Source organism: Geitlerinema sp. PCC 7407 (genome assembly GCF_000317045.1).
GTDB lineage: Bacteria > Cyanobacteriota > Cyanobacteriia > PCC-7407 > PCC-7407 > PCC-7407.
Genome location: NC_019703.1, coordinates 3098473 through 3121100 on the forward strand (window position 1 = coordinate 3098473; position 22628 = coordinate 3121100).

Here is a 22628-nt window from a genome sequence, read left to right on the forward strand (position 1 = left end):
TGACCCACTTCCTCTTTGAAATGATGTCTGTTCACGCCAAAGGATAGGGCGATATCCTTCGGTTGAACTAATCTAATGTATCTTAGCCGGAAACTTAGCGACATGCCACAAGCTAGCCGCGCCCCAGCGGGGATCAAGGATGGGGCAGAGTTTGGCTAGTCTGAGGAGGCCAGAGAGCTGCGATCGCGAGCCGCAACCTGCGCCTGCCTCTGGGCCGAAAGCTGCTGCCGCAGTTCGCGCGTCTGGTCCAAGAGAGTTTCCACGTCTTCTTGGTTGAGACGGGCAATGTAGTTCACCTTGAACTCTTCGAGGAAATCGACCAGCAGCGTCTGGAGCTCATCGCTCGTGCGCTGGGACTGAAACTCTGTCCCCAACGCCTCGGAGAAGCTTTGCACGAGGCGCCCCGCTAGCTCGGCACCCACAGGATCTTCGAGCCCCCGAACTACGGCCTCATAGATCGTCTGGGTGATCTGGGCAGAAACCTGGTTCGTCACCTGGGCTGAAAACTGGTCCATACCCGGCAGCTGATTCACCAACTGGGCTCCAGGCAGCTGGCCCACGGCCCCTTGGATATTGTGGCTGACGATCGCATCAATGTCGGGCTTCACCTTGGGCAGCACCCGATAAATCAGCATCTGTATAAGCAGGTTGGTGACTGCCTCGACCTCATTAACATTGTTGAGATCAATATAGGAGCGACGCTCCGCTTCATTGCGGGTGAGCAAGCGGGTCAGCGTTCCCTGCTCCACGGCGGACTGCAGCTGATTGATCGTGCGGATCGCCACCAGCTCGGTCAGGTCTTCGGCAATGCTTGCGACCAATCCTTGGCTGGCCTGGGATCGGATCCGATCCATATCTACCAGGCCTGACTGGTCGAGGCGCAGAGTGACCGGGATAATCCGCAGCCAGCGCCAAAAGGGCAGCAGCAAGGGGATGTCGTACCAGCGCCACAGCATGGCATCGATCCAGCTCACGCCGTTGTGCTTGCGGCTGATGTAGAAGGTGCGGGCCAAGAACTCCGCCAAAAAAATGAAGACAAAGGGCGCGTCGATGGCCCAAAAATTACTGTAAAGCTCCCCATTCTCTCCCAGGGGCCGGTAGTAGTTGGTGGCGATCAGAGGACGGATGCGCCGATCGAAGTAGCCGATGGAGTCTTCCCAGCCTTCTCGGGTGAGGTAAGTCTGGGTCCAAAAAACATCGAAGGCTTCCTTGGAAGATTCGGTGCCGACATGCTCGCGCAGGCGGTTTTTGATTTTTTCGAGGGTGCCGGTCTTGTCGGCGACCAGAAAGGGGTTGTCTTCGATCATGGCGATACTGCGATCGCGCAGATCCGCCAGCAAAACCGCCACAGCCTCAGACTCTAAGCCTGTGCGGGCCACTTGGCGCTTTAGCTGATCGACCGTTTCGAGATAGATCTCTGTGTCTCGGTAGGGCTCGATCCCTTTGATGGGGTCATACCAGTCGGTGATCGGCGGCAGGGGAATCTGGATGGTGAAGTTCATGACCTGGACGGTGCCCCGCAGCCAAAAGTCCCGCATGGAGATGTAGGTCAGATCGAAGAGGACCAGGCCAAAGTTGAGAGCGGCAAGAGCAGCCATTGCCCGCTCGAACCAAAGGCTGGGCGAGTTTTTGCGGCGGGCGGACTTTTTTCGGAGGCGTTGGAGCGTTGACATTGCTTTCTTATCGACACATCGACCACTCGCGGGGCGGGGCGACGAAGCGCTCACTCTCTAAACGGGTGGCTAGGAGGCAGGGCGAGGGTCATTGGGGGCGTGGGGACTACCTAGAGTTAGGTTGTAAGCGCTGGCCATCGGTTCGTCAGCGTTTCCCTGGAATTTTGGCTCGTTCTGCCAAGCTACTTATATCAGGTTTCTCGATGGAGATACCTCAGACACAGGACAGAGTTCCCTGCTGGCGGGCGGCTAGGGAGCGATCGCCCAAGTGCAAACTTCAGACGGGGCTCTTTTGGGGCCATCTCAGGTTTAGGGCTCTCTCTCTATAGAATGGCCTTGATGTGGTCGAGATGGGGGATCCTCTTGCACAATGGGCGGTGTTGCTTGCTCCGACTTCATGACTCCTGGATCTCCATTTCGCAGTCTCCAAACGCCCCACAGTGGCTATCACTGGGATGGGAGCGATCGCCGCTTCTTTGAGGGTTGGTACTATCGGGTCACCTTGCCCGACGTGCGAGAAACCTTCGCCTTCATGTACTCCATCGAAGATCCGCAAGGCGGCCAGTTCCACAGCGGCGGCGGGGCTCAGATCTTGGGTCCGCGAGATGAGTACCTGTGTCGCACCTTCCCGGACTGCCGGGGCTTTTGGGCGAGTCCTGGGGAGCTGGCCTTGGGCCACTGGCAGGCGATCGCCCCTGGGGAGACGCCTCGGCTGCTGCCCCCCGCCGACTTCGATCACCAGATCGCTGAGGGTTATCAAGCCACCGCCACCTGGCATCAAGGGAAGCTCCGCGATCCGGGCTCCGGACAGACAGCCCTCTGGGAGTATGGGATCGAGCCAGTCTATGGATGGGGCGATCGCGGTGCTGCCCAGCAGTCCACGGCTGGCTGGCTGTCGTTCCTGCCGATTTTCGAGCCGGGCTGGCAAATCCTCATGGCCCACGGCCTCGCCAGCGGCTGGATCGAGTGGAATGGCCAGCGCTATGACTTTACTTGCGCTCCTGCCTACAGCGAAAAGAACTGGGGCGGGGCCTTTCCCGAGAAGTGGTTTTGGGTCAACTGCAACAGCTTTGAGGATGAGCCAGACCTGGCGCTGACGGCGGGCGGCGGACGGCGCGGCGTACTGACCTGGATGGAGTCCGTCGCCATGGTGGGCCTGCACTATCGCGGCAAGTTTTATGAGTTTGTGCCGTGGAACGCCCGCGTTTCTTGGCATATCAAGCCCTGGGGATACTGGCAAATTCGGGCTGAAAATGAGCGGTTTGCGGTGGAGGTGACGGGGATCTGCGATCGCCCGGGCACCCCGCTGCGGGCGCCCACCCGAGACGGCCTGATTTTTTGCTGCCGGGATACCATGCACGGCGCTGTCTCCCTCAGCCTCAAAGCGCGATCGCCCCACGGATGGACCCCCATCGTCGAAGCGAGCAGCTCTCTGGGAGGACTGGAGGTCGGAGGCGGCCCGTGGGACGAGCCGTGGGTGTCGGGCAGATGACCTTGGAGGAGATAGCACCTGTTGCTATCATGGGTCTGAGCCTTGGGGCTGTAGCTCAGCAGGATAGAGCGATCGCCTCCTAAGCGATAGGCCGCGCGTTCGAATCGCGCCAGTCCCGTTTCCCCAACTCAAGCTGGATGCACGTCTCGATTAGGGCAATGCTCTAATCGAGGAACTCTAGTTTGGGTAATGTCTATCAAGCTTTGAAGCAATTCAGCGCTCAGCACTCAGCAACAGCCATGAATCACTCGAGGCTGAGCGCTGGAAAATGCTGGTCTAAAAAACTGGCGCTAGATCATTAAGATTGGGCATAAATAGAGCCCCTAGTAGATGGGGCGATCGCGTTTGAAATACATCAAATATTCGCGATCGCCGCTACTAGGGGCCGAAGATTCAAATTTCCCCACTTTAGGAAACTGAAATTATTACAGACCAGTTCGTTAATCGGGCTTTTGAAAGAGACGTTTTCAGGGACTTTTCGTCAGTTTCTCTAGAGCATTGAGGCGCTCTAAAAACTATCAATTACCTTCACGCAAATCTAGCGTTGAGGTGATTGATAGTAAACTTTGCTGCCTTTATCAGGAACAAAGTAGCAAGAGCGATAGGAGCGCCAGAGAGACTTAAAGATAGGCTCTTTGGACTCGTGGTAGTACTCACCCAAGACTGGCTTGATCGCTTCAGTTGCTTCACGCAGATAGTAATGGGGAATTCCCAAAAAGATATGGTGAGCAACGTGAGTGCCAATGTCGTGGTGAATCGGGTTAAAGATGCCGTAGTCGCGATCGATCGTCGACAGAGCACCCTTAAGGAAGTACCAGTCCTTGCCGCGATACCAGGGAATATCGGCTTCGGTATGGTGCAGGAAGGTCACTACATCCAGCCACATCACAAAGAAGAGATAGGGCATGAAGTAGTAGTTGAAAACGAAGCCAAATCCCTGATAAAAGCCCAGGCCAATCAGAAATGCCAGCATCAGCGCGCAGCAAACTGTACTCGTGATCACGCCCCATTTTTCATGGGGTTTGAACAGGGGACTGTCGGGCAAGAAGTGCGAGCCTTGCTTACCGGGCGATCGCCGGAAAAGATAAAGCGGATACACCACCAAAATCAAGTGGAAGCGGGCAAAACGCTCATACCAAGGCATACCGTTGTAGTAGCCTTCGGTGACCGGATACCAGCTTTCATCGGTTTCGATGTTGCCCGTGTTGGCGTGGTGGGTGCGGTGGCTAATTCGCCAGCCGTGATAGGGCACCAAAATAGGCGTATGGCTCAGGTGACCAATCAGATTATTGAGCCAGCGATAGCGAGAAAAGGAGCCATGACCGCAGTCATGACCTACCACAAACAAGGCCCAAAACATGGTGCCTTGCATAAACCAAAAAATGGGAAAAAACCAGGCGCTATCTATTTGGGCAGCGACCCAATACAGAAGCGCAATAATGCCAATGTCTAGGAAAAAGTAAGAGAGCGATCGCCAGGCTTTGGGCTGGAAGCAGTGGGCTGGGATCGCGCGGCGCACATCTTGGAGGGTAAACGGCAAAAATTCGCGCGCGGGCGGACGAGAGATCAGATTCGATGTCACGTTATGAGAAATTCAGGGCGAAAAGAACAGGCAGGATAGTTTGTATATGGCAAAACCTTCGGTCTAGGCCGAAAACTATCAACAGCCCGCTCATTGTACGGCTTTACATTCCTTCATGAACAGGGGGAAACTTGCGAAATCCTTTGGACCCCCAGCTCAGTTCAGTTGCCGCACCATTCTTTTTTAGGGTGACGCCCGGAACCCTAAGTTTTTGGCAAGAAAGGCAACAAAGTGCTAATCAGGGTAACCACAACGTGAACGCTCCCATGAGAAACCATGGCGGTTTCGAGGTTGTGCCGCCAGAAAAGCCAGCCAAAAATCAGCCCCCCCAACCCATTGAGTAGGAGCACGCGCAGCGCCAGGAGAGGAGAGAGGGGTGCAAAGGCGGCTACGGCTGGCAAATGGGCCAGGGCAAAGGCGATCGCAGCGATCGCGATCGCCACTTGAAACACAGGTTTTGACGGTTCAGCTCGCCGCCGCTGGAAGCCGCGCCATCCTAGCCACACCAAAAGCGAAATAGCTCCCCAGCGCAGCAGGATTTCCTCGGTAATGCCGCCATAGAGGAGCCCCAACAGCATCGTGCTCCAGGTTCGGGGCTGCAGCCGATTGGCCGCCTCAAAAAATTCTGGCATTTGGGGCTGAAACACTTGCCAGTCCAGCAGCGAGAAAAGCAAGCCCAGTCCTGTACCGGTTACTAGCGCAATGGGCAGCGTGGCAAACACGAGCTTTAGCGATCGCCCCTCTGCCACAAGCGATCGCAGGTTCACCCGATGGGCGAAGGCCGCCCCAAAAGCCGTTGCCACAGCCAGCAGGATCAGCGGTTGGAGCACCGATGCAGCGACGATCACCCCCAGCGGAGGCCGCGACGGCGGCAGCATTTCCCACTGCGATCGCAGCAGCGGCATCGAAACAACCGGCAAAAGCGCGATCCCCACTAGCCCCATGCAAAACAGGGATATAAAGCGCTGGCTAAAGGTTCGCGGAAGCGCCATTTTTTGAGTCATAGGCCGAGTCCTTCAGAATTCTGTGATGTAAACGTGCGGACGCGAGACCAACCAATCTGGAGCATAGCGCTCTCGTCAAGGGCGATCGACCCAAAACCACCTTTACGATGTCAGCGAGAAATATCATTCCCGATCCTAGAGGGGCGATCGCGCTCGTTTTTTGGCGGCCGCAGGCGTCTCCAAGTTGATTAGGGGCCACGAAAGCGAAAATTTCTACAATTTTGACAAAAATTGCTCAGTTATAGCAAAATTCGGCACTTCTAGAAAACTAGAAAACCCGCATTTCCCGCAGGGCGGAAACAAATTTACATGGTATAAATGTGAAGGTTTTTTAAACGCTCTCATCTCTGGAGCGCTAGTTTACCAAATCGGTTCCTTAAAGGCTGTACCGGCATTCACACACGCATTCAGCAGCATCGCTCGCTCAGTATATCAGTGAGCTCAGCGATCTTCTTGGTGTGAGGTCCCATAGCTACAAGCACTTTAACGCTATATGGAGATTTAATCTCGTTCATGACTGCAACGACCGAGAAGCTCACAAACGCATCCCGATCTTTAGTAGATGCTGACATTCAACTGAAAGATATTATTAAAACGCTGCCTCGAGAATGCTTTCAGAAAAATAGCCGCAAGGCCTGGTTGTCTGTCCTTTTGAGCGTAACTGCCGTCATCCTGGGATACACCAGCATCGTCTTTTCACCCTGGTTCCTGCTGCCCTTCGCTTGGTTTTTCACAGGTACCGCTCTCACGGGCTTTTTTGTAATTGCTCATGATTGCGGCCACCGCTCCTTTGCGAAGCGTCGCTGGGTGAATGACCTGGTCGGCCACGTTTTGATGCTGCCCCTTATCTATCCTTTTCATTGCTGGCGCATCCTCCACGACCATCACCACATTCACACCAACAAGCTAGACATCGATAACGCTTGGCACCCGTGGACCCCTGAGACCTACGCCGCCGAGACCCCCGTCATCAGCAAGTCCTATGAGCTGCTGCGGGGCCGGTTCTGGTGGGTAGCGTCCGTTGCTCACTGGGCAGTGCTGCACTTTGATCTGTCCAATTTCTCCAAGCGGGATCAAGGGAAAGCCAAACTGTCGATCGCGGCTGTGCTGATTTTCGCAGCGATCGTCTTCCCCACCCTGATCATCACCACCGGCGTTTGGGGCTTTGTGAAGTTTTGGCTGATGCCGTGGCTGGGTTACCACTTCTGGATGAGCACCTTCACGCTGGTGCACCACACCGCCCCGGATATCCCCTTCTATCTAGAAAACGAGTGGAGCGCTGCTGAGTCTCAGCTCGCAGGTACCGTGCACTGCTCTTACCCCCGCTGGGTCGAGATCCTGTGCCACGACATCAATGTCCACATTCCCCACCACGTGTCGGTTGCGATTCCTTCTTACAACCTACGCATGGCTCACCACAAACTCAAAGAAACTTGGGGAGCGCACATGATTGAGCGCAAGTTCTCTTGGCCTCTGATGAGGGAGATCGTGGATCAATGCCACATCTATGATCCCGAGACCATTTATATCTCTTTCAAAGATCTCAAGCGCAAGTCTGCTTAAACGTTCAACCCATACGTTAAGAAGCACTAATCGCTTTTGAAATTCTTTTGAGCGAAGCCAGCGTTGGCTTCGCTCTTTTTTTTGATCATTAAGCTGGGTCTGACTTTTAATTAGTCTCGGTTTGGAAAGCCTACTTGATTCCTGGCTTCCACAAATTTTTGGTCTAGCAACCTTTGAAGCAGCGTCCCAACCGGTAAGACAACGGTCACTTCGGTCCCTTTTCCCGCATCACTCTCAACTTCAATTGTTCCATGATGCAAGTCAACGCAGCGTTTGACGATCGCCAAGCCTAGGCCCGTGCCAGGGACTTTGCCCACGTTACTACAGCGGCTAAAGGTTTCAAAAAGACGAGATTGATCGGCTTTAGGAATGCCAATTCCGCGATCGCTGACGTTGAAGATCACCTGCATTTCCTGGTAAGCCACTGTTAGTTTCACCACCGAGGCCGGAGGCGAGTACTTCAAGGCATTGGACAAAAGATTGGTGAGGATGTGCCTTAGGAGTCCAGCGTCGAGCTTAACCCGCTCTAACGGGGTATCAGAAACCAGTTGCAGAATATGCTGCTGCTCATCACTAAACTGTAAGGCCGAGATCAGTTCATTACAGAACGCCTGTAAGTCAACTTCGGTAAGATCTAGCTCAAGCTTACCGGTGTCCGCTCTGCCTAAGAGGATCACTTCGTCTAACAGCTGACACATGTGACTAATTGCGGTGTCTACTTGACGCAGATACTCTTGCTTTTTTTCTGGAGTGAGGCGGCCCTCGAAGCGCAGCAAAATGTCGCTCATCACCCGCAATGTGCTCAAGGGATTGCGAAACTCGTGGGAAACCATCGAGACAAAATAGGACTTGAGTTGATTGAGTTCACGCTCTTTATCCAGCGCTTCTAGGGTTTTCTTTTCGCTGCTTCTGAGCTGCTGGATAATCTGCGATCGCTCCACGGCATAGCGAACACTGCGACGCAGTAGCTGAGTGGTGACCTGGTCTTTGACCAAGTAGTCTTGGGCGCCCTGGGCCATCGCCTGGAGGGCAAGCTCCTCGTCATCGGTGGCTGTCAAAATAATGATCGGAATGTCGGGGGCGGCCTGATTGAATTGCGTGACGGTCTCTAGGCCGTCTGAATCCGGTAGGCGTAAGTCTAATAGCGCAACATCAAAGGACTGAGTTTGGCAATAATCAACGGCTTCGCTGAGACGCTCAGCATGCACAAGCGACCATTTACCTGTTGCTGCTCGGAGAAATACATGCTGAAAGAGCTGGGCATCCGTTGGGCTATCTTCTACTAGGAGAACATGGAGAGATTCTGGATGCATGAGACTCTAGAGTTTCGTGAGAACCAGTTGTGATTTCGCAGTCAAAATCAGAGAGTGCTGAGATCTTTAGGAAGCGATCGCACTTATTCAACCGGTAGTTTTACGGCTGCCAGCCAAAACTCATTAATGAGTTGAACAACGTGAATAAATTGATGAATATCAATGGGCTTAGTAACATAACAATTAGCATTCAGGTTATAGGAGCGCAAAACGTCCTCCTCATCCGCAGAAGTCGTCAAAACCACCACCGGGATTTGCTTGAGCGAGGCATCTGCTTTGACCTCCGCCAAGACTTCACGCCCATCCATTCCGGGTAGATTGAGATCCAGCAAGATCAAATCGGGCCGCACCGCATTGGCAAATTCTTCCTGGCACCTTAGATAGTTCATGGCGGATTCGCCATCTTCTACCCAGTGAATATTGTTGGCAATTTTTGCTCTGCCAAACTCTCGAATCGTCAAATTCGCGTCACTGGGAGAGTCTTCCACGAGCAAAATTTCGATCGGTCGGCAATCCAAACGGCGATTCATAACTTTAAGTGGGGATCGTGAAATAGAATGTTGTCCCTACACCCGGAGTGGACTCTGCCCAAATTTGCCCATTATGACGCATCACAATTTTTTTGCAAATGGCGAGCCCAATGCCGGTTCCTGGATATTCTCGTCGAGTATGAAGACGCTTAAAGACTTCAAAAACTCGCTCTAGATACTGAGGCTTGATGCCAATTCCATTATCGGTGACTTCAAATAGATAGTCAGTTTCTCTTTGAGTTACTCGAATTTGGACTTTTGGATATTCTTCTTTACAGAATTTGATCGCATTCGCAATTAGATTTTGGAATAGTTGTCCTAGCTGATTTTGGTCAGCGCTGAGAATGGGTAAGGATTCAATCACAATTTCAGCGTTGCTTTCGGCGATCGCCATCTGCAAGTTTCTCAGCACCTCTTGCAAGACCGTATTACAGTCAGTCTCAGCAAATTCTTTGCCCCGAGTTCCAACCCGCGAATAGGCCAACAAATCCTGAATTAGCTGCTGCATTCGCTTGGCGCCGTCAATGACAAATTCAGCGTAGGAGCGCGAAGTGTCATCAAAGCGATCGCCATATTCGCTCATCAACAGCTGCGTGTAGCCAGTCACTGCGCGCAAAGGCTCTTGGAGATCGTGGGAGGCGACATAGGCAAATTCTTCTAGCTCTTGATTCGATCGCTGCAACTCTTGATTAAGGAGCTGAAGCTGCTCTGTCGCTTGCGTTAGTTCCGCCGTTCGAGCCTCTACCCGCTGCTCAAGCTCCGAATTCATTTGCACAATTAGCTGCTCTGCTTGCCTACGCTCAGTCACATCTTCGATCGCAGAAATTGCGCAAGTCACGCCCTGAATTTGAATGAGCTCAGTCGAAAGAGAGCAAATGATAGGCCGATCACTAGAAGTTTTGAGCAATGCTTCATAATCTTTCAAAGATCCATGATCCCTGAGCAGGCCAATCATCTTGAGTCGATATTCGGGTCTTTGCCAAATTCCCAGCTCAAGAGTTGTCTTACCCAGTGCTTCCTCGCGCCGATAACCAAATAACTCCTCAAAACTCCAATTCACGTCTAAATATCGGCCGTCCTCCAGCGTTGTGATGCTTTTTGCCACAGGACTACTATAGAAAGCCTTCGCAAATTTCTCTTCGGATAGCTGCAAAGCCGCTTCTACTCGCTGGCGCTCTTGTTTCGCGCGCAGCACCGAAATTCCAAAGCTGAGGCTATCAGCTAGCTCTCGCAAAAGCTCCATCTCTCGCAGATCAAAGGCATCTGCTTCTGCGGAGTAAATGTTGAGGGCTCCAAAGACCTTTTCTCCTTCCAGCAGCGGCAAAACCAGCGAAGATTGGTAGCCCCGCTGCTGCGCCGCTGCTCGCCAGGGCAGAAAGCTTGGGTCTTCTAGCATGTTCTGGCAGGCCACAGGCTGACCAGATCGAATTGCGCGACCCGTCGGGCCCTGGCCTCGGGGAACATCTGCCCAGGTAATCTCAGCGGCTTTGAGATAGTCGGTTTCGTAGCCGGCCCAGGCCATCGGCTGTACCGTTTTTGCCTCATCATGGAGCGCGTAGCCCACCCAAGCCATGCGATAGGCCGCTTCCTCAGTAATCAACTGACAAAGAGTTTGCAGCAGAGCGTTTTCGTCAGTCGCACGGATCACCGCCTGGGTACAGGCCCCTAGAACCCGCAGCGCCCGATTGGCAATCTGTAAATCACGCTGAATTTTCTGCGATAGTTCTGGCGTCAATTTCTTAGATTCAAAACTTCATCAATCATTAAACAGCTTCTGGGCAAAAGATCAAGCCAGCTCTATATTCAAAGAATATTTTTATATTAAAAAATAAGCGATGATTTTGGAATCTGAAAATTATAATTCAAATATAAATACCATAAGTTTTTTGTGCAAAATTTCACGGAAAAAATATTTAATTAATGGCTGGTTTTTTATCAGAATCTTGATGAAATAAAGACAGCTTTTACACAATCTTTTAATCCAGTTTTTCAACACTGGCTATAGTGAACATGCAGCTTTTAGAGCCTGCTGGTCATCAGTTGTCCTTGATGGCTGGCTAGCGTATGACTCTTGGCCAAGAGGAGAAACAGCGGTGCCAGTTTGAGCAAAGGGAGGGCGATCGCCCTCCGGAGATCTTGCGCTACCTCCAGGGAGGTCACTATGAAAGCGTTGTTGAATTCTCATTTTGCGACCGCTGTTTTTGCCGCTGTTGGGGCCACGACGATTTTGGGGATCCATCAGGGTAGTGCGATCGCGGCTGACTTGACTTACCACTTCACCATTACTAACCTAACGGGTGCCCTCGCCGGTCAAGAATTCCGGGGATCGGTCACCATTGACGACACCCATTTTCAGCGCAGTGGATTTGAATATTCTGGCGTCTCTTATACGAGCAATTCCCACGAATTCGATGGAAACGTTCGCTTCAGTTTCAACTTTTTGGACCAAACTTTTACAGAGGCAGATGAAGAGCTAGGCCGTTCTTACATTTATTTCCAAGATGGGACTCCCACTCATGTCTTTTATGATGGCGGCAATTATGAGCACAGCTATCAAGGGACTGGTCTAATCTTTCAATTTTGGTATCCAGGAGGTACCGATGCGGCAGGGCAGCCCCTCCCCAGGCGCGAGTTTGAATATCAAACAGATTGGCCTTTGGAATGGTATGGCTACGGCAACGTGATTTTTGATCCGGTGAATCCTGTGCCAGAACCCAGTCTCATCGGGGGGTTGGGGGTACTAGGCGCTGGGTGGCTGCTGCGCTGGGGGAGACGGGCTGGGGCAGCATAGTATCTGGAAATAGCAGGGAGCGATCGCCCATCCGACTCAGCAAATTTTGGGGACAGTCTCCCTGCTTTGTTGCAATTTTTCACAGCTTCAAAGGACTTGTCAGGCCTTAGATTTTATTAATTTCACCACCGCGATCAACCCCCTACACTGAGTTCAGACAGGTCATTTGGAGCTGGTAACCATGTCAGACTTCCAGGATTTTTTGAAGCATGATTTCGCCTATGTCGCTATTGGTGAATTCAAGCCCGGGCGCTTTGATGAGGCCAAAAATCTATACTACGAGGCGGTTTCCACCTACGGAAAAGGCTTTAGAGGGGCTTATTTGCTCCAGGAGCCGGGAACCGATCGCGGGATTTCGGTGATTTTTTGGGAAAACATCGAGGATATGGAGGCGCACAAGAGCGCGCTGTATGAGGCGATCTTGAAGAAGATGGCGCCTTTGTTTGCGGAGCCGCCCAAGCCCGTTTTTTATGAGGTGGTTTGCAGCCTCCATCCCCACGCCGAAAACCACGCCGATATGGCGATCGCCCACTGAAAACGCGATCGCCCCTTGAGCCGGTATTCTGCATCAAATTCAGCTTGAGTGGGTAGACAGCGAAGTCGTCTATTTCTTCTGATTGTGCCCATTTCAGGGGGAATGCGTCAGCATGGGATCAAGAGGCGAACTCTGGGCAAGGAGATGGCTCCAGTCTAGAGCAGGACGCCGAGGGAGCTGCGCTTCTAGGATGCTGGCCAGCTAGCACAAAGGTGTCGATGGCCCACGATAAACCGTTGCTCCCGCTCAGCGAGATAAGGAGTTAACCCATGGCAAATCCTGTGAAAGAGCGCATTACGGCTGATCTGCAAAGGGCGAAGGATGAAGGTAAGCTCCGGGGCGATCGCCTGCGAGAGATCGTGCAGGCCGCCGTGGCTCAGGCAGGGTCTGAGCTGAAGGAGGGCTCGACGGAGTTTCGGGCCGTGGTGAAAGACATCTTTGCGGCGGTGGTCGATGCGCTGCGCGATCGCGGCGGCGAAGTCAAAGAAGACGTGACGGCCTCCCTGGAGGGGGCGATCGCCGGTCTCAGCCAGCAAAAGCGCCAGGCGATCGCCCAGTCCGAAGCCGAAATCCAGCAGCTCCAGGCCCAAGTCGAAGCCCAAGAAGCGGCCCTGCAAACCGAGGTCGATAGCCTGCTGATCGACATTGAAGCCAGCGAGAGCACCGAGGGCGACGGCACCAAAGCAGACCAGGTGCGGGAAGCTCTCAACAGCGCCATCGATGGCTTCAAGAGCAGCGAAGAGGCAGCCCTGATGCGCAAGCGCTATGCGCAGCTTCAGGCCCAGCTTGCCGTGCTGCGAGCCAACCTGGCCGCCCGCTACGGCGAGCACGAAGAGATCCAAAAGTACCTGGATGATGCGAAATCCTGGTACGAAAGCGCCAAGCCTAAAGCAGAGGCCGTCGCCGAGCAGGTGAAGCAGCGGCACAGCACCTTTGAGCAGAAGCTCGGGGAAGCCGGAGGGGCGATCGCTCGCAAAGAAAAGCAGGTCAAGCAGGTCCTGCAAGAGCTCTGGCACGCTGTCACCGACAGCTTTAAAGATGGCAGCAGCTCGAAGGACGATAGCCCTCACAAGCCTGAATAGCCAAGATATCAAGTCCCGTCTTTGGGCTGCGAGATCGGGTATTTCCCAGAAGGATTTTATTAGCTTGAAGTAGCTTTCCTAGAGTCCTAAAAAGGCGATCTCAAACCAAACTTTGAAAGCGATTTAGACGGGATCTAGCTGCTATTTCAATGCCCTTGAAACGCAAAAAGGCGAGGAATTCCTCGCCTTTTTTGTATAACCAGTATAGGCAGTCGCCCTTAGCGGGCGATCGCCCCTAGACTGCGATCGGGTTGCTCGCCGAAGGCTTGCGATCGATCACCTGGTCAATCAGACCATAGGTTCTCGCTTCTTCCGCCGACATAAAGAAGTCGCGATCGGTATCTGTTTCAATGCGATCGAGGGGCTGGCCCGTCCGCTCCGCCAGAATTTCATTCAGGCGGCGCTTGATGTACAAAATCTCCCGCGCCTGAATCTCGATATCCGTCGCCTGACCCTGGGCGCCGCCCAGCGGCTGGTGAATCATGATCCGGGAGTTGGGTAGGCTCATGCGCTTGCCTTTGGCCCCTGCCGCCAGCAGAAACGCGCCCATGCTGGCCGCCAGACCCAGACAGATCGTGCAAACATCGGGCTTGACGTGATTCATCGTGTCAAAGATGCCCATCCCTGCACTCACCGAACCGCCGGGCGAGTTGATATAGAGATAGATATCCTTTTCTGGATCCTCGGCTTCCAGAAACAACAGCTGCGCCACAATCAGGTTGGCGAGGTCAGAATCAACCGGTTGTCCCAAAAAGATGATGCGCTCTTGGAGCAGTTTGGAATAGATGTCAAAGGCGCGTTCGCCCCGACCAGACTGTTCAATGACAATAGGGATCATTCAGCCCACCTGCGTTACTGCAACTTCTCTACATTTTAGGCGTTGTCCAGCGCGTCGGGCGGCTTTGAAGGTATTCGGCGATACGCAGTCTCGTCAGCGCATTGAGATTGACGGGGCTTGACGGTGTCGGGGGGGCGCTTAGCCCAGAGAGCTGCTTTTGGAGGAGCTGGAGATCGACGAATCCAGGGGGATTCCGGCTGCGACGGGCAGCAGCATACGCGTCAGGACTCGGCCATCTTCGAGTTGGCTGAAGGTGAGCTCTATATCGAGCTGCTTCATGATGGCCTGACAAATTTTGAGGTGCAGGCCGGGGGGCTGATCGAGGGTTGAGGGAGCCAGCAAATCCGCCGATCGCGCCGCCTGCAGCTCTTCTAGCAGGCGCGGCTCGACCACGCCACTGTCAGTAATCGAGAGATCCAGCAAGGTCGAGTCGATGGGCCGGCACCAGATGTCGATGCGGCCTCCTGAAGGCGATCGCAGACAAGCCGCCAGCAGCACTTCGTTCAGCACCGCCTCGATTTTCAGGACGTCGCCGCTGATGCTCAGGTTGAAGTCATTGTGCACCTGAGTCCACAGCTGACGCTGCTTGACCACGCCTTCCACTTGCTCAAGCGATCGCCGCAGCAGGCTCACCAGCGCCACATTCCCCTTATAGATGCGCATTCGCCACTCTTCGTTCTTGAGCACCTGGGTCAGGCTCGCCAAAGAATTCCCGAACTGCCGCAGAATCTGTTGATGGCGGGTTCCGGTCAGGGCATCCTGACGCGTTCCCAGCTCATTGAGCCGGCGAATTCCAGTCCCCAGCACCCGGTGGATATCCTCCAGGCGGCGGTGCTTGTACCAGTTCATGCGCTCGAGGTCTTCCCGCTGCGTCTTCAGCAGATCGGTCAAAATCAGCGCTCGCCGCGACCACGCAAACTGCCCAATCAGCGTGCCCAGGGCTATCAGGTGTCGCTCCGCCCAGCGGCGACCTGGCCCATCCGCCACCAGCACAATGCCCATGGGCTGATGCTCCGGCGTGGTGCGCAGGGCCATCACCAGCAGCTCCCCCAGACCCGGCGCATTCAGCCACTGGCGAGTCTCGGCAGACAGCGACTCCGCCGACAGCGACAGCAGCTCATCGGACTGCAGCACCCACTGGATCAGCGGATCGGTGTGCACCGGCACCACCGTATCCGGCTTCAGCAGAAACTGGTTGTTGCCGACCACCGGGGCTGCGATCCGGCCCGCGCGGCGGCCGGGCTGCCAGGTGACCAGGGTGGCCAAGGGGGCCTGGAGAATTTGGGCGACGTGCTGCATAGCGGACCATTCGAGCTGGTCCACGTTGGTGGTTTGCTGGAGCGCCGTCAGGCCCCAGTGAATGGTTTGGTGGATCTTGTTTTGCTGGTCGGTCTGGCGCTGGAGCTGCCACTGATGCAAGATCACGCCGACTTGCTGGCTGACGATCTGAAGCAGATCGCGCTCGTTTTGCTGCCAGGTGCGGGTGGCTTCGTGGGTCAAGATCACCACGCCCTCGGGCAGGCCGCCGGGGGCGGTGCTGCAGACCAAGAGCGATCGCACGCCGAGCTCTAGAAACTGCTCCCGCCAAGCCATGAAGCGCAAGTCATCTTCTAGATTTTCGATGGCGATCGGCTCTGTGCTCTGCTCGAGGGTCTGGAAGTCGAGGCTGCTCAGGGGCGGCAGCGGCGTCGGCAGCAGACGGCGATTGGAGAGCTGGCTCTGGTAGCCCACAATGAAGTGGCGCTGATCGGGGTCATAGACCAGGACCCAAAAGCGCTCTGTATGGAAGCGATCGTTGAGGTGCCTGGCCGTGAAGGCTAGGGTCGACTTCCAATCTTCGTCGGAGTAGATGGCGCGGGCAATCTGGGCTGTCAAAATCTGGTCAGAGCGGGTTTGCTGAATGGCCGCTTCCATATCTTCGAGGGGAGCCATCAGGGCCACGAGCTGCGCCGCGCCCCGCATGTAGCGCTTTTCTTCGTCAGCCCAAATGCGGGGCTCGTTGCCCTCGACCGCCAAAAAGCCAATCAGCTCATCCTGGAACAGGATCGGCGCTGCCAGGAGCGATCGCGCCCGGATCAGCTGCATCAGCCGCCCGGTCACCTCCGCCTTGAGGGAGCTGTGGGCCTCTCCGATCGAGACCAGCTGATCGGAGACCAGCGCCTGATAAAACCCGCCCACCTCCTGGACCGTGATGCCCGAGACGGCCTGAGCGGCTTCGCTAAAGGCCGCCGCTTTGCGCAGGTTGCCGACGCGCCGCCAAAAATAGCGCCGCTTGCGCTCAAACCAGTAAATATTGGTGCGGGACGGAGCGATGAAGCGGTGGGTTTCCTCGACGATGGCCTCCAGGCGCTGGGGAAAGTCGGGGAGCGATCGCAGCGAAGCCAGCAGACGCAGCAGCGGCTCATCGGGGTGCTTGGTTTGCTCCCGCTGCCAGTCCACCTCGATCTTGTGAAAAACCGTCGCCAGCTCTCCCAGCACGATCGACAGCCGCGCCTTCTCCTCGGCGCTGGGGGACACACCCCACAGAGACGAGCCCAGGAGCACCACGCCATAGCAAATGTCGCGGTAGCGGATCGGAAAAATGATGGTTCCCTGAATATTCAGGTTGCGGGCCAAGCGTCGCCATTCCCCGGCGCGCATTTCTTCGCGCAGATCGGGCACCCCCACGGGCCGCTGCTCGATCACCACCTGCTCCAGCAAATCGCCGGGCTGCAGCATGAAGCGCTTATTCAAAAAGGCCACGTCGTTGTTGGGAATGAGGCCCCCTTTGCCGATCATGCAGTGATCGAGGCGATCGTAGAGGCCCAGCCACAGCAGGCTGTAGTCACAGGCTGTCTGGAGATAGCTCAGAGTCGTCTCCACGAGAACCGTCGTGTTCTCTTCCTCCCGCAAGGTTTGGAGAACCCGTCCCAGGGCAACAAGCTGTTTTTCGTAGGCGTTCGGTTCTTTGGGTTGACCCATATCTTCAGCTCCCCTGTGTGAGGGAGGTTCATCATCATCCAAGGGAAACGGGCAAGCTCTACTTTAAGCGCTGAGCACAGCAGCGGGGGCGATCGCCACAAGACCAGCAGCAGAGCGAGGAAGCGATAGGGGCATTGGCTGGGTTTTGCTAGCCGGGGATTTGCCAAGGAAGACCTCAGAGTGCGCTGAAACTGCTGGCAGGTCTAGAGCCGCCTGTTCCACCGTTTTGCCCAATACCAATGCACTAGAGCTGATTTGTTTTTATACATTTATCATTGCCATCGCCAACGTAGATGCACTCAAGCGAACAGCAAATTTTGATGCAGAGGCTGCCGGGAAGAGAGCCGAGAGCGATCGCTAGAGTCGGGGTCCAGGAGGCTGATACTATGGCCTAGGGGCGATCGCACCGAGGCCACACGCGATGGGTCACGGGGATTCGTCCTTTCAATCTGCCCTTGTGTGTTGTCAAAAACGCTGCGCCCTTGGATATCTATCAAGCCGGTATACGTCCTATTTTGTTCTCTGGACTGAAAGTTGATCCAGAGTGGTTGCACCAACAGTCTATTCGCACTCTGCGGCAGCTTCACCAAAGCAGCTTAAATCCGGCCAGTGCCTGGATGGAGAACCGCCTGGCTCAGTCTTGCCGATGGGAGGACGAAAGACTCTCCCAGCAGGTCTGGGGCTTGAACTTTGAGAATCCCGTGGGGCTGGCCGCTGGCTTTGACAAGGATGGCTTGGCCGCTGGCATTTGGTCTTCCCTGGGCTTTGGGTTTGCGGAGTTGGGTACGGTCACGCTGCACGCTCAGCCCGGCAATCCGCGTCCCCGTTTGTTTCGGCTGCCCCTCGACCAAGCGGCGCTCAACCGCATGGGGTTCAACAATCAGGGCGCCGCTGCCCTCGCGAGCAACCTCCAAGGGCTGTGGCAGCAGCGATCGCGGCAAATTCCCATTGGCATCAATCTGGGTAAGTCTAAGGTAACACCGCTCGAAGAGGCGGCAGCGGACTACGAGGGCAGCTTCCGGCAGCTCCAAGAACTGGGCGACTACTTTGTGGTGAACGTGTCTTCGCCCAATACCCCAGGACTGCGATCGCTCCAGGCCACAGATCAGCTCGCGCCTATTTTGGAGGCGCTCCAGCAGGCCAACACGACCCGCAAGCCGCTGCTGGTGAAGATCGCCCCGGATCTCGAGTGGGAGGCGATCGCCGACGTGATCGCCCTCGCCCAGCGCTACCAGCTCGCCGGCATCATCGCCACCAACACCACCATTCGCCGCGACAACCTGCGCACCCAGATCATCGAGCAGACCGGCAACCCCGTCACCGAAGAAGCCGGCGGCATCAGCGGCGCTCCCGTTCGCCAGCGCTCCACCGAGGTGATTCGCTTCATCTATCAGCAGACCCAGGGCAGCCTGCCGATCATCGGCGTGGGCGGCATCTTCACCGCCGAGGACGCCTGGGCCAAAATCACCGCCGGAGCCACCCTCATTCAGGTCTACACCGGCTGGATCTACGAAGGCCCCTGGATGGTGCGGCGCATTCTCGAAGGCCTCGTCCGCCAGCTCGACGCCCACGGCCTGACGCACCTGCACGAGGCGGTAGGCCTCGATCACCGGCGCTGATCCCCTGCCCGCTAGGACAAACCTCCCCCAAACCCCGCCTCAAAAACGTTCTCGGCCAATTTGCAGCCAAATCGAGTGTGTACAATCCCTCGCAAAATGGTATGAAAAGTAGGGTGTCATTGGGGCGGTAGGACGTTGGTGAACAGTTGGTGGGAAATTCAGGTTCTCTGTGACGCTGCCCTAGACGATTTGATCTTTTGGCGCCTGGAGGAGTTTGGCTGTCGGGGCACCTCCAACGAGGTCAAAGGACACAGCTATTTGGTCCGCGCCTATCTGCCGCAGGAAGACGCTCAGCTTCTGGATTTGGCGGCCCTGGCCATCAACCTGCGCCAGGACGCGCTGTCGGTGGGCCTGCCGGTCCCGGTCACCCAGTGGAATCTGATCGATGAAGAGGACTGGTCCAGCAGTTGGAAAGACCACTGGCAACCAGAGGAAATCGGCGATCGCTTTTTGATCAACCCTGCCTGGATTCCGGTTCCGGAGGGGACCGATCGTCTGGTGATTCGCCTGGATCCAGGGGCGGCCTTTGGCACCGGCGCCCACGCCACCACCCAGCTTTGCCTAGAGTCTCTAGAAATGCGCCTGGGCGATCGCGAAGAGGCCAGCCAAAAGATCATTGCCGACGTGGGCTGCGGCTCCGGCATTCTCTCCATTGGCGCGCTGCTCTTGGGAGCCCAGCGGGTTTACGCCGTCGACACCGACAGCATGGCCATCAAGGCCACAATGAGCAACCGCAAACTCAACGGCCTCGACGCCGACCGGCTGATCGCTGAGCGGGGCAGCATGCAGCAGCTGATTGAGCTGTGCCCCGAGCCCGTTGACGGTTTTTTGTGTAATATTTTGGCGGAAATTGTCATTGATTTGACGCCCCACTTCGGGGCGATCGCCAAGCCGGGCACCTGGGGAATCATCAGCGGGGTGCTGATGGACCAGGCAAAACCCGTCGCAGACACCCTCGAGCAAAACGGCTGGATCGTCGCGACCCTCTGGCGACGCCAGGAATGGTGCTGCTTCAATATCCGCCGCGCCTAGCCGCCCCCATCAGACCCCCGTTAAGACATAGAAGCGCACATAGGCCACAGCGTACAGACCGTTCACCACGGCCAGCAGCACCCGCCCCCCAGGCGCAGCGCCCCGCCACAGCAGCACCATCGCCCCCAGGACGAGCAGCGCTTCTGCCAGGGCGACCCACTGGCCGTAGTGTCGGGGGTCCCAGTAGGAGAGCGGGCTAAAAAAGCGGTAGTCCGTCAGGGGCCAGAAATGCCGGTGGGCGTCCTCGCTGTGGACGGGCAGATCGAGCAGAGAGTGAAGCAAGAGGCTCACGCACAGGAGCTCGGCCCCGGCATGATTTTGGCTGCGGGCGATCGCCCACCCCGCCAGCGCCAGGGGCATCGAATGGGCGATCGCCACCACGTCCTGCCAAAACGGCTGGAAATAAATTTCGGACCAGATTTTGTTGGGCGGCTGGCCATACACCCAGCGCTGCAGACCATAAAAGGCAAAAATCGGCAGGTCTGGCAGCACCGAGCCCAGCAACACGGGCCAGGGGTGATTTTGGGCGCGATCGAGCAGCACCAGGTTCAAGATCGCGTGGCTGGGGGTGTTCATGGCTGCGCGGCGGGCTGCGTAGGCTGCCAGCGATGCACCGTCAGCTCGAGCCCCGCAATTTCCAGCTCGTCGCGCTTCCACAGCTGCGCTTGGGCAGGCCGGGGCTGCCAGCGCTGGTAGGCCGTCTCCGTCAGCAAAATTTCGTTTCGCAGGGCTAGGTCCTCGCCCAGCTTAGAGGCAAGGTTTACTTCCTCGCCGTAGACGTCTTCGCTGGCGATCGCCAGGGTTTCGCCATAGCCGATGCCGATGCTCGCGCCCTGGCCCTTGGCCACCAGCGTCCGCAGGATATCCGCCGCCGCCGCCACGGCCTGATCTACGTCGGGAAACACCGCCAGCACGTTATCCGCGTCAGCTTTGAGCATCTGGCCGCCGTGGCGGCGGATCAAGGGCACCGCGACGCTGCGCTGCCGCTGGATCATCGCCAGGGTTGGCACAATGCCCAGCTCCGCCGCCGTGCGCGAAAACCCCGCCATGTCGATCATCATCACGGCCTGAGTTTTGCCAAAAATCTGCCAGATTTCTTGATCGATGGCCTCTACTGCTTCTAGATGGGCGTTGCGCCGCTCCAGCAGCTGCTCTAGGGTCTCCGCCGTTGGGGGCGGCTCCGCAGCGAGCAGGGGGAGCGCTGGGCCGCCAGACACAGAAGCGGCGATCGCCCCACCCATCAACATCCCCAACACGGCGCGGTGATTCAACACAGATTGCTCCATAGTGGCGCTCAGGGCACAAGGAAAACGACAAAAAACCTGATCCAGTGCCCCGCGATCGCTACAGGACGCTTTGCAGTCGCGAGATTAGCTGCTCTGCCTGCATCACCCCCTCAAGGCGATCCACCGGCTGTCCTTGCTTGAACACGACCAAGGTCGGCAGCGCCTGGATACCATAGCGAGAGGCTAGCTGGGGATAGCGATCGGTGTCAATCTTCACCACCTTGAGGCGGCCGCTCAGGCGGTGCTGCACCTGCTCCAAAATCGGGGCCATCATCTGGCATGGCCCGCACCACGCGGCATAAAAATCCACCAGCAGCGGCACCTCCGACTCCGCCAGCAAATCCTGAAAGCTCGTAAATTGCTTTTTGATCGCCATGGAGTTTTTCCTCCAACAGAGCACGTTTGGGCCTATGCTAGCGCAGATTCTGGCCACGCTTGGGCAGGGCCTGGTCGCGGCAATTCGCGGGCAGTCTCAGTCCCTTTGCCGTTTTGTGATTGAATGAGCTCTTGTGAATTGGTGCTTTTTAGAAGGAAGAAATTGGGATGGAAGCCTTGCCAGAAAAGCTGCAACGGTTACGGGGACAGGTCGCGATTGTCACGGGGGGTTCACGGGGGATTGGCCGAGCCACGGCGATCGCCCTCGCAGCAGAAGGCGCCCACATCGTGGTCAACTACGCCAGCTCCAGCACCGCCGCTGACGAAGTCGTCGCCGAAGTCCAGGGCATGGGCGTCGAGGCGATCGCCGTCCAGGCGGACGTGTCCAGCGCGGAGCAAGTGGACGCCCTGGTCGAAGCAGCCATGAGCCGCTGGGGCCACGTTGACGTCTTGGTCAACAACGCGGGCATCACTCGGGACACCCTGCTGCTGCGCATGAAGCCCGAGGATTGGCAAGCCGTGATCAATCTGAACCTGACCGGCGTTTTCCTCTGCACCCGCGCCGTCAGCAAAATCATGCTCAAGCAGCGCTCCGGCCGCATCGTGAATATCACCTCTGTCGCAGGCCAGATGGGCAATCCCGGCCAAGCCAACTACAGCGCCGCTAAGGCGGGCGTGATTGGCTTCACCAAAACCGTGGCCAAGGAACTGGCCAGTCGCGGGATCACCGTGAACGCGGTCGCGCCCGGCTTCATCGCCACCGACATGACCCACAGTCTGGACGCCGAGGGCATTCTCAAGTTCATTCCCCTGGGACGCTACGGTCAGCCCGAGGAAGTGGCCGGCCTGATTCGCTTCCTGGCCGCCGATCCGGCAGCGGCCTACATCACCGGCCAAGTCATGAACGTCGATGGCGGCATGGTAATGGCGTAGTATATCCCGGTCTTTTTCC

At 56.2% G+C, this 22628-nt stretch carries 19 protein-coding genes and 1 tRNA gene; 9 read left to right on the forward strand and 11 right to left on the reverse strand.

The window, feature by feature from the left end; genetic code table 11:
- Positions 1 to 155: 155 nt before the first annotated feature.
- Positions 156 to 1598, reverse strand: coding sequence for a hypothetical protein (locus GEI7407_RS12600; protein WP_041268436.1), 1443 nt, complete (start codon positions 1596 to 1598; stop codon positions 156 to 158).
- Between the two features lie 472 nt (positions 1599 to 2070).
- Between GEI7407_RS12600 and GEI7407_RS12605 the strand changes: the two genes are divergently transcribed.
- Entirely contained in the window at positions 2071 to 3165 is a 1095-nt protein-coding gene (locus tag GEI7407_RS12605) for a tocopherol cyclase family protein (RefSeq protein WP_041268437.1), read from the forward strand.
- 44 nt (positions 3166 to 3209) lie between these two features.
- Positions 3210 to 3283: transfer RNA gene (locus GEI7407_RS12610), tRNA-Arg, on the forward strand.
- Positions 3284 to 3703: 420 nt separating this feature from the next.
- Here the strand turns inward: GEI7407_RS12610 and GEI7407_RS12615 are convergent.
- Both GEI7407_RS12615 and GEI7407_RS12620 read right to left on the reverse strand, forming a co-directional pair.
- The gene (locus GEI7407_RS12615; RefSeq protein ID WP_015172571.1) at positions 3704 to 4747 is read right to left on the reverse strand and encodes a DUF3474 domain-containing protein; all 1044 of its coding nucleotides are present in this window, start codon (positions 4745 to 4747) and stop codon (positions 3704 to 3706) included.
- Between the two features lie 203 nt (positions 4748 to 4950).
- A complete protein-coding gene (locus GEI7407_RS12620; RefSeq protein WP_015172572.1) occupies positions 4951 to 5751 on the reverse strand; it encodes a type II CAAX prenyl endopeptidase Rce1 family protein in 801 nt (266 codons plus the stop codon).
- Between the two features lie 513 nt (positions 5752 to 6264).
- Between GEI7407_RS12620 and GEI7407_RS12625 the strand changes: the two genes are divergently transcribed.
- Positions 6265 to 7314: a fatty acid desaturase gene (locus tag GEI7407_RS12625; protein ID WP_015172573.1), complete on the forward strand. Its 1050-nt coding sequence runs from the start codon at positions 6265 to 6267 to the stop codon at positions 7312 to 7314.
- A gap of 110 nt (positions 7315 to 7424) precedes the next feature.
- On the opposite strand, the gene GEI7407_RS12630 is transcribed toward GEI7407_RS12625, so the two are convergent.
- From GEI7407_RS12630 to GEI7407_RS12640, 3 genes are all read right to left on the reverse strand, one after another.
- Positions 7425 to 8627: a hybrid sensor histidine kinase/response regulator gene (locus GEI7407_RS12630; RefSeq protein WP_015172574.1), complete on the reverse strand. Its 1203-nt coding sequence runs from the start codon at positions 8625 to 8627 to the stop codon at positions 7425 to 7427.
- A gap of 83 nt (positions 8628 to 8710) precedes the next feature.
- Positions 8711 to 9157: a response regulator gene (locus tag GEI7407_RS12635; protein WP_015172575.1), complete on the reverse strand. Its 447-nt coding sequence runs from the start codon at positions 9155 to 9157 to the stop codon at positions 8711 to 8713.
- Between the two features lie 4 nt (positions 9158 to 9161).
- Complete coding sequence (locus GEI7407_RS12640; RefSeq protein ID WP_223294550.1) at positions 9162 to 10805, reverse strand: ATP-binding protein; 1644 nt, start codon at positions 10803 to 10805, stop codon at positions 9162 to 9164.
- A 513-nt stretch (positions 10806 to 11318) separates the two neighbouring features.
- Between GEI7407_RS12640 and GEI7407_RS12645 the strand changes: the two genes are divergently transcribed.
- From GEI7407_RS12645 to GEI7407_RS12655, 3 genes are all read left to right on the forward strand, one after another.
- The gene (locus GEI7407_RS12645) at positions 11319 to 11948 is read left to right on the forward strand and encodes a PEP-CTERM sorting domain-containing protein (protein WP_015172577.1); all 630 of its coding nucleotides are present in this window, start codon (positions 11319 to 11321) and stop codon (positions 11946 to 11948) included.
- 181 nt (positions 11949 to 12129) lie between these two features.
- Positions 12130 to 12483: an antibiotic biosynthesis monooxygenase gene (locus GEI7407_RS12650; RefSeq protein ID WP_015172578.1), complete on the forward strand. Its 354-nt coding sequence runs from the start codon at positions 12130 to 12132 to the stop codon at positions 12481 to 12483.
- Between the two features lie 269 nt (positions 12484 to 12752).
- Positions 12753 to 13565, forward strand: a complete 813-nt coding sequence (locus GEI7407_RS12655; protein ID WP_015172579.1) for a hypothetical protein — start codon at positions 12753 to 12755, stop codon at positions 13563 to 13565.
- 235 nt (positions 13566 to 13800) lie between these two features.
- Here the strand turns inward: GEI7407_RS12655 and clpP are convergent, their stop codons facing one another.
- Positions 13801 to 14403: an ATP-dependent Clp endopeptidase proteolytic subunit ClpP gene (clpP, locus tag GEI7407_RS12660; protein ID WP_015172580.1), complete on the reverse strand. Its 603-nt coding sequence runs from the start codon at positions 14401 to 14403 to the stop codon at positions 13801 to 13803.
- Between the two features lie 138 nt (positions 14404 to 14541).
- Positions 14542 to 17364 (reverse strand): GAF domain-containing protein, encoded by a 2823-nt coding sequence (locus GEI7407_RS12665; RefSeq protein WP_015172581.1) that lies wholly within the window; start codon positions 17362 to 17364, stop codon positions 14542 to 14544.
- Between the two features lie 482 nt (positions 17365 to 17846).
- On the opposite strand from GEI7407_RS12665, the gene GEI7407_RS12670 reads away from it, so the two are divergent.
- Together GEI7407_RS12670 and prmA are read left to right on the forward strand one after the other, a co-directional pair.
- Positions 17847 to 18983 carry a quinone-dependent dihydroorotate dehydrogenase gene (locus GEI7407_RS12670; RefSeq protein ID WP_015172582.1) on the forward strand — a complete coding sequence of 379 codons (1137 nt, stop codon included), beginning with the start codon at positions 17847 to 17849 and terminating at the stop codon, positions 18981 to 18983.
- 135 nt (positions 18984 to 19118) lie between these two features.
- Entirely contained in the window at positions 19119 to 20015 is an 897-nt protein-coding gene (prmA, locus tag GEI7407_RS12675) for a 50S ribosomal protein L11 methyltransferase (protein WP_041268439.1), read from the forward strand.
- A 9-nt stretch (positions 20016 to 20024) separates the two neighbouring features.
- Here the strand turns inward: prmA and GEI7407_RS12680 are convergent, their stop codons facing one another.
- Genes GEI7407_RS12680 through trxA form a run of 3 tightly spaced genes read right to left on the reverse strand, consistent with a single transcriptional unit; the run spans position 20025 to position 21677 of the window.
- The gene (locus tag GEI7407_RS12680) at positions 20025 to 20591 is read right to left on the reverse strand and encodes a hypothetical protein (protein ID WP_015172584.1); all 567 of its coding nucleotides are present in this window, start codon (positions 20589 to 20591) and stop codon (positions 20025 to 20027) included.
- On the reverse strand, positions 20588 to 21301 hold the full coding sequence (locus tag GEI7407_RS12685) for an adenylate/guanylate cyclase domain-containing protein (RefSeq protein ID WP_015172585.1): 714 nt from the start codon (positions 21299 to 21301) through the stop codon (positions 20588 to 20590). Before GEI7407_RS12685 ends, GEI7407_RS12680 begins: the two co-directional genes overlap by 4 nt.
- 58 nt (positions 21302 to 21359) lie before the next feature.
- Positions 21360 to 21677 (reverse strand): thioredoxin, encoded by a 318-nt coding sequence (gene trxA, locus GEI7407_RS12690; protein WP_015172586.1) that lies wholly within the window; start codon positions 21675 to 21677, stop codon positions 21360 to 21362.
- Positions 21678 to 21844: 167 nt separating this feature from the next.
- On the opposite strand from trxA, the gene fabG reads away from it, so the two are divergent.
- Positions 21845 to 22609, forward strand: a complete 765-nt coding sequence (gene fabG / locus GEI7407_RS12695; protein WP_015172587.1) for a 3-oxoacyl-[acyl-carrier-protein] reductase — start codon at positions 21845 to 21847, stop codon at positions 22607 to 22609.
- Positions 22610 to 22628: the final 19 nt, after the last annotated feature.

Coding starts and splice junctions, on each gene's coding strand:
- GEI7407_RS12600 (WP_041268436.1), bottom strand. CDS start 1,598: ATGGCTGCTCTTGCCGCTCTCAACTTTGGCCTGGTCCTCTTCGATCTG.
- GEI7407_RS12605 (WP_041268437.1), top strand. CDS start 2,071: ATGACTCCTGGATCTCCATTTCGCAGTCTCCAAACGCCCCACAGTGGC.
- GEI7407_RS12620 (WP_015172572.1), bottom strand. CDS start 5,751: ATGACTCAAAAAATGGCGCTTCCGCGAACCTTTAGCCAGCGCTTTATA.
- GEI7407_RS12625 (WP_015172573.1), top strand. CDS start 6,265: ATGACTGCAACGACCGAGAAGCTCACAAACGCATCCCGATCTTTAGTA.
- GEI7407_RS12630 (WP_015172574.1), bottom strand. CDS start 8,627: ATGCATCCAGAATCTCTCCATGTTCTCCTAGTAGAAGATAGCCCAACG.
- GEI7407_RS12635 (WP_015172575.1), bottom strand. CDS start 9,157: ATGAATCGCCGTTTGGATTGCCGACCGATCGAAATTTTGCTCGTGGAA.
- GEI7407_RS12645 (WP_015172577.1), top strand. CDS start 11,319: ATGAAAGCGTTGTTGAATTCTCATTTTGCGACCGCTGTTTTTGCCGCT.
- GEI7407_RS12650 (WP_015172578.1), top strand. CDS start 12,130: ATGTCAGACTTCCAGGATTTTTTGAAGCATGATTTCGCCTATGTCGCT.
- GEI7407_RS12655 (WP_015172579.1), top strand. CDS start 12,753: ATGGCAAATCCTGTGAAAGAGCGCATTACGGCTGATCTGCAAAGGGCG.
- clpP (WP_015172580.1), bottom strand. CDS start 14,403: ATGATCCCTATTGTCATTGAACAGTCTGGTCGGGGCGAACGCGCCTTT.
- GEI7407_RS12665 (WP_015172581.1), bottom strand. CDS start 17,364: ATGGGTCAACCCAAAGAACCGAACGCCTACGAAAAACAGCTTGTTGCC.
- GEI7407_RS12680 (WP_015172584.1), bottom strand. CDS start 20,591: ATGAACACCCCCAGCCACGCGATCTTGAACCTGGTGCTGCTCGATCGC.
- GEI7407_RS12685 (WP_015172585.1), bottom strand. CDS start 21,301: ATGGAGCAATCTGTGTTGAATCACCGCGCCGTGTTGGGGATGTTGATG.
- trxA (WP_015172586.1), bottom strand. CDS start 21,677: ATGGCGATCAAAAAGCAATTTACGAGCTTTCAGGATTTGCTGGCGGAG.
- fabG (WP_015172587.1), top strand. CDS start 21,845: ATGGAAGCCTTGCCAGAAAAGCTGCAACGGTTACGGGGACAGGTCGCG.